At 64.9% G+C, this 5,671-nt stretch carries 7 protein-coding genes; 1 reads left to right on the forward strand and 6 read right to left on the reverse strand.

The annotated features are described in order from the left end of the window. The 3 genes from JHC57_RS20655 to JHC57_RS20665 form a co-directional block, all read right to left on the reverse strand. Positions 1-652, reverse strand: a 652-nt coding sequence (locus JHC57_RS20655) for a putative DNA-binding domain-containing protein (protein WP_294032468.1), incomplete at its 3' end; no start/stop codon positions are given. Continuing rightward, positions 645-1,505, reverse strand: a complete 861-nt coding sequence (locus JHC57_RS20660; protein WP_294032469.1) for a DUF692 domain-containing protein — start codon at positions 1,503-1,505, stop codon at positions 645-647. The genes JHC57_RS20655 and JHC57_RS20660, both read right to left, overlap by 8 nt. A gap of 3 nt (positions 1,506-1,508) precedes the next feature. Beyond that, positions 1,509-1,805 (reverse strand): DUF2282 domain-containing protein, encoded by a 297-nt coding sequence (locus JHC57_RS20665; protein ID WP_294032470.1) that lies wholly within the window; start codon positions 1,803-1,805, stop codon positions 1,509-1,511. 204 nt (positions 1,806-2,009) lie between these two features. Here JHC57_RS20665 and mazG point away from each other — a divergent pair, with 204 nt between their 5' ends. Beyond that, a complete protein-coding gene (gene mazG, locus JHC57_RS20670) occupies positions 2,010-2,783 on the forward strand; it encodes a nucleoside triphosphate pyrophosphohydrolase (RefSeq protein ID WP_294032471.1) in 774 nt (257 codons plus the stop codon). On the opposite strand, the gene hflX is transcribed toward mazG, so the two are convergent. From hflX to JHC57_RS20685, 3 genes are all read right to left on the reverse strand, one after another. Beyond that, entirely contained in the window at positions 2,761-4,101 is a 1,341-nt protein-coding gene (gene hflX / locus JHC57_RS20675; RefSeq protein ID WP_294032474.1) for a GTPase HflX, read from the reverse strand. The two genes, mazG and hflX, sit on opposite strands and share 23 nt — an antisense overlap. A gap of 8 nt (positions 4,102-4,109) precedes the next feature. Continuing rightward, positions 4,110-4,613, reverse strand: coding sequence for an RNA chaperone Hfq (hfq, locus tag JHC57_RS20680; protein ID WP_294032472.1), 504 nt, complete (start codon positions 4,611-4,613; stop codon positions 4,110-4,112). A 119-nt stretch (positions 4,614-4,732) separates the two neighbouring features. Next, the coding region (locus JHC57_RS20685; RefSeq protein WP_294032473.1) for a sigma-54 dependent transcriptional regulator at positions 4,733-5,671 on the reverse strand (939 nt) is incomplete at its 5' end.

Below are 5,671 nucleotides of genomic sequence, written 5' to 3' on the forward strand. Positions count from 1 at the left end.
CCCCGCCGTCGGGATGATGTTCGGCAAGCAACGCGAGCAGGTTACCGAGGGGCATGATTTCTTTGGCGCATTCGAGCGCATCGGCGGCGGAGGCGTGAAGCGCGAACAGGCGCACCTCTGCTGCGGGCCGCGCGACGAGCAATGCCGGGGTTCCCGGTTCGAAAGCGCGATCGACAAGGGGGGCGGCATCGCCCGCCAGCCGGACGACCCGCGTCGCGGGGTGGAGGTGAAGCGGCAAGGCAAGCATTTCGGCCTCGCTCTGCCCTGCGAGTTCCCCCATTTCGAGCGCCGGCGCTTCGGCTGCGTTGTAACTTTGAAGCCAGTTCCATTCGACCCGCGCCAGATCCGCCGCGATCGCGTCGCCGAGCCAGTCCGGAAAGGCAGCGCCGATGTCGCCCGGCGATCGGCGGCCGGCCCCGCCGCCTTCGACGAAGGCGTGTGAGAGGCTGTTGAAAACCTCTTCGCCCAGATGGGCGCGCGTCCGCGGGAAGGTCTCCTCCAGTGCAACCAGCCGCGCATGCGAAATGGTATTGGCGTGAACGCGAAGCCCGCGCAGGACGGCGGCTTCGCTCCCCGCGAACAGGTTGCGGGGAAGGTGCCCCGGACCATGGAGCAATGTCATCGCGATCGCCGCCTGATCGCTGTCAGGCACGGACAAGCTCCAGCAGCGCGTCAGCCTTGCCAAGCTCTTCTGCCAGCACCGGAAAGGCCGGAACGTCGGTGTCCCATTCGACGAGCACGGGCTTCGGGCCGGCACGGCGAAGGAAGCGGCCCAGCAAGTCCCAGCAACTCGTCCGGACCGGCGACCCGTGATCGTCGATCGCGATCGCGCCGCCCGTCTCGTCTTCGCGGATAACATGCCCCGCGACATGGATTTCCTGCACCCGTGCGGGATCGAATTCATCGAGCCAAGGCGCCGGGTCGCGCCCGAGATTGAACGCCGACACCTCGATATTGTTGATGTCGAGCAAAAGCCCGCAGCCGCTACGTCGGCAAAGCGCGTGGAGGAATTCGACCTCGTCCCAGTCGCTTTGGGCATAAGCCAGATAGCGCGACGGATTCTCGATCAGGATCGAACGCTCGAGGCGGTCCTGGACGCGGCCGACCTGCTCGGTGAAATGATCGAGCGTCGCGTTCGTATAGGGAATGGGGAGCAGGTCGGGAAACTTGTCGTCCGGCCCGTTGCTCCAGCTCAGATGATCCGAGACCATCGCAGGTTCGTAACGGTCACAAAGCCTTGCAAGCGCTTCGAGTTCATCCCGATCGACGCCCTCCGCCGATCCCAGTGACAGGCCCACCGAATGAAAGCTGAGCGGCAGATGCCCGGCCATCGCCGTCAGCCAGCGATGCGGCGGCCCGCCTGCGCCGAAGAAATTCTGGGGGTGGACTTCGGCCCAGGCGGGAGCCTTCCCTCGCTCCGCCGCCGCGAGCACATCGGCATAGTGGCTGGCTTTGAGCCCTATGCCGGCTCGCGGCGGAAGCGAATGGAGCGAGGGAGGTGGCAAAGGTCAGCCCTTCTTCGCGACCGGCTTCGCATTGCCGGCGTGGGCGGTCAGCGTGCCGCCCATCTTGACGCAGCTGCCGGCCTTCACATGCTTCCAGGCATTGCCCTGATAGTCGACGGTCGAGGTACCGGCGCAGCTGGTGCCCGGACCGGCGGCGCAATCATTCTTGCCCTTGAGCGCGACGCCATAGCATTTTTCGGTCTTGCCTTCGGCAGCCGCAGCAGTGCCCGCAACCGCGGTCCCGGCGGCCATGGCAAGGACCGCCGAAGCGGCGAGCGACAGTTTCAGTGTGTTGGTCATTTCAATCTCCCTTTGGAAAATGGGTGATGCGAGGGATGGCATCGTTGGCCGGTTCGGGTGCCGCGCGCCCGAAGTTACGCGTCGGTGAAATTTCGGCGGGATGTTACGCGCTTGAGCGCCCGCAAGGTTGCGCTATGGGAAAGGCTCTCTCCACCCGAGGTTTCCGGTCTCACCCGCAAGCTTCCCTGCATTGGTTCGAATGTTATGGCCGACACGGCACCCCAAGCCCCGATCGACCGTCTGCTTGCGATCATGCGCCAGTTGCGCAACCCCGACGGCGGGTGCGAATGGGATCTGGCGCAGGATTTCTCGACGATCGCTCCCTATACGATCGAGGAAGCCTATGAGGTGTCGGACGCGATTGCCGGCGGCGACCCCGCCGCGATCTGCGACGAGCTCGGCGACCTTTTGCTTCAGGTCGTGTTCCACAGCCAGATTGCCACTGACGGCGGGCTGTTCGGCTTCGACGACGTCGCCAATGCGATCAGCGACAAGATGGAACGCCGTCACCCGCATATTTTCGGCGAAACCCGAACCGACGATGTCCGCCAGCAATGGGAGCAGATCAAGGCGACCGAGCGCGCCGCCGAAGGCCCCGCGGGCGCGCTTGCGGGTGTCGCACAGTCGCTGCCCGCTCTGCTGCGCGCGCAAAAGCTTCAGGGCCGCGCCGCGCGGGTCGGTTTCGACTGGCCCGATACCGAAGGCCCGCGCGCCAAGATCGCGGAGGAACTCGTCGAAGTGGCCGAGGCGTCCGACGAGGCCGAACGACACGAAGAAATCGGCGACCTGCTGTTCGCAGTGGTCAATTATGCGCGCAAGCTGGGTGTCGATGCCGAGGGCGCGCTACGCGATGCCAATCTGAAGTTCGCGCGGCGTTTTGCCGCCATGGAAGAACGCGCGGGCGGCAGCCTCGCGGGCCTGTCGCTCGACGCGCAGGAAAATCACTGGTTGGCGGTCAAGGCGTCGGAACGTCCCTAGTGGGCCACAGCCGTTCGAACCGGGCGCGGTCGGCGGGGTCGAGCCGGACGGTCAGGACATGCCCTTCGTCCTCGGGCTCGTCGGCGAGCACTTCGCCGCGCGCGTGGAGCCATGCCATCGCCTCACCCTGTTCATAGCCGAGATAGATGCGCTGGAGCTGATGCCGAGCGGTCAATTGTGACGCCATGAGCGTGCGCGCCGCTTCGACGCCCTCGGCGGTCACCGCGGAGATGACCGCGACGTCGCTGCGCCGCGCCGCCATTTCCTCGATGTCCGCGCGGCGATCGGTATCGGCCGTATCGATCTTGTTCCATATCTCGATCTGCGGAACGGTGTCGGGCGCATCGCTTCCTTCGCCATCCTGCGGGCCGTTGACGCCCAGCGAATTGAGGATCGCGCGCACATCGTCATATTGCGCCTCGCTGTCGGGATGGACGATGTCGCGGACATGGACGATCAGGTCGGCGGTCGTGACCTCCTCCAGGGTCGCGCGGAACGCGGCGACCAGTTCGGTGGGCAGATCCGACACGAACCCGACCGTGTCCGACAGTATCGCCTTGTCGATGCCCGGCAGGCGTATCTCGCGCATCGTCGGATCGAGCGTCGCGAAGAGCATGTCTTCCGCCATGACGTCACTTCCCGTCAGGCGGTTGAAGAAGGTCGATTTTCCGGCGTTCGTATAACCGACGAGCGCGATCACCGGCCAAGGCGCGCGCTGGCGCTTCGAGCGCTGAAGCTGGCGCGTCCGGCGCGCATCCTCGAGGCTGCGGCGGATCCGGGCCATGCGGTTGCGGATCATCCGGCGGTCGGCCTCGATCTGCGTTTCGCCGGGGCCGCCGAGGAATCCGAAGCCGCCGCGCTGGCGTTCGAGGTGGGTCCAGCTACGAACAAGACGCCCCGCCTGATAATCGAGATGCGCCAGTTCGACCTGCAGCCGCCCTTCGGCGGTCGCGGCGCGCTCGCCGAAGATTTCGAGGATCAGCCCGGTCCGGTCGATGACCTTGGTACCGAAGGCGGTTTCCAGATTGCGCTGCTGGATCGGGCTCAGCGCGGCGTCGACGACGACCAGCTGAACGCCCTTCGCGGCGATATCGGGCACGATCGCATCGATCTGCCCTACCCCGAGCAAGGTCGCGGCGCGCGTCTGGCGCAACCGGAGCGTATGAACCGCAACGACATCGAGCCCGATGGCGAGCGCCAGCCCCTTCGCTTCCTCGGCGCGCGCGTCGAGGTCGCGCGCAAGACGCTGGCTATGCCATTCGGGCACGACGACAAGCGCGGCGGCACCACGCGTTACCTCGTCTTCCGTGTCGATTATCGGGTCGATCAGGCGTCGTCCGCTTCGCCGTCGGCATCGCCATTGTCGGTCAGGTTGATCGGCCCGTTCGGCTGGACGGTCGAAATCGCATGCTTGTAGACGAGCTGCACCTGCCGCTCGCGTTCGAGCAGCATGCAGAACAGGTCGAAGGCAACGATGTCGCCCTGCAGCATCACGCCGTTGACGAGGAACATCGTCACCGATTCGTCCGAACGGCGAACGGCATTCAGGAACACGTCCTGCAGCGCCTTGCCCTTGCTCGCCGGCGCATCGCGGAGATTGTCGCCGAGCAGCGACAGGTCGAAATCATGCGAGGGCATGACCGTCGAGATCGCATGCTTGTAGACGAGCTGCGACTGCCCGTCGCGGCGGAGCAGGAGCGAGAAATTGTCGAACCAGGTGATGATGCCCTGCAGCTTGACGCCCTTGACCAGAAACATGGTCACGGGGGTCTTGCTCTTGCGGAGAGCGTTGAGAAAAATATCCTGGAGATTCTGGTTTTTATCGGACACATTTGCCTCCTGTTCTTGGCGGTATAACCGCGGGGTAATTGCCGGCTTTCCGGCTCAAAAAGACCTTCTTCGGCGCAATATGCGGCAAAGCGGACGGAAGGTCTAGCGCAAAGCCTGCGTCAGCCTTCGCCGTCCGAACTCTCGGTAAGGCCCAAAAGTTTCAGTTTGCGGTGCAGTGCCGACCGCTCCATGCCGATGAAGGTCGCGGTGCGCGAGATATTGCCCGAAAAACGGTTGATCTGGATACGCAGATATTCGCGTTCGAAATTCTCGCGCGCTTCTTTCAGCGGGATCGCGGTGATCGATTCCGAATTGGGCAATATGTCGGTACCGCCGCGCACCAGTTCGGCGGGCAGCATGTCCGCGTCGATGCGCGCCAGCCGGTCGCTGGGCGCAAGGATCATCACGCGTTCGATCACGTTGCGCAGTTCGCGAACATTGCCCGGCCATTCGTGCGCCTGGAGCGCTGCCATGGCTTCGGCGCTGATTTCGGGCGGCGGGACGCGGCGGTCGGCGGCATAGCGGCGGACGAAATGATCGCACAGGCTCGCGATATCGTCGCGCCGTTCGCGCAGCGGCGGAATATGCACCGGCACGACGTTCAGCCGGTAATAGAGATCCTCGCGAAAGCGGCTTTCGGCGATTTCGGTCATCAGGTCGCGCGCCGAACCCGAGATGATGCGGACATCGACGCGGATCATCGTGCGTCCGCCGACGCGGGTAAAGCTCTGGTCGGTCAGGACGCGCAGGACCTTGCCCTGCGTCGTCAGCGGCATGTCGGCCACCTCGTCGAGGAAGAGCGTCCCGCCATGCGCCTGTTCGAGCAGCCCGACGCGAATCGATCCATCCTCGGCTTCCGATCCGAACAGTTCGGTTTCGACCGTTTCGGGATCCATGCGCGCCGACGAAATGACGCGGAAGGGTGCGTTGTGGCGGCCGCTCCAGCCATGGAGCACGCGCGCGGCGACCTCCTTGCCGACGCCGGGAGCCCCCGTGACCAGCACCCGGCTCCCCGTTCCCGCCACGCGCTTGAGCGTCGCGCGCACATTGTTGATCGC

Origin of the sequence: Sphingopyxis sp., from assembly GCF_016463645.1 — a bacterium.
GTDB lineage: Bacteria > Pseudomonadota > Alphaproteobacteria > Sphingomonadales > Sphingomonadaceae > Sphingopyxis.

Bases quoted from the DNA above. Each gene is read 5' to 3' on its own strand.
- mazG (WP_294032471.1), top strand. From the start codon at position 2,010: ATGGCCGACACGGCACCCCAAGCCCCGATCGACCGTCTGCTTGCGATC.
- JHC57_RS20665 (WP_294032470.1), bottom strand. From the start codon at position 1,805: ATGACCAACACACTGAAACTGTCGCTCGCCGCTTCGGCGGTCCTTGCC.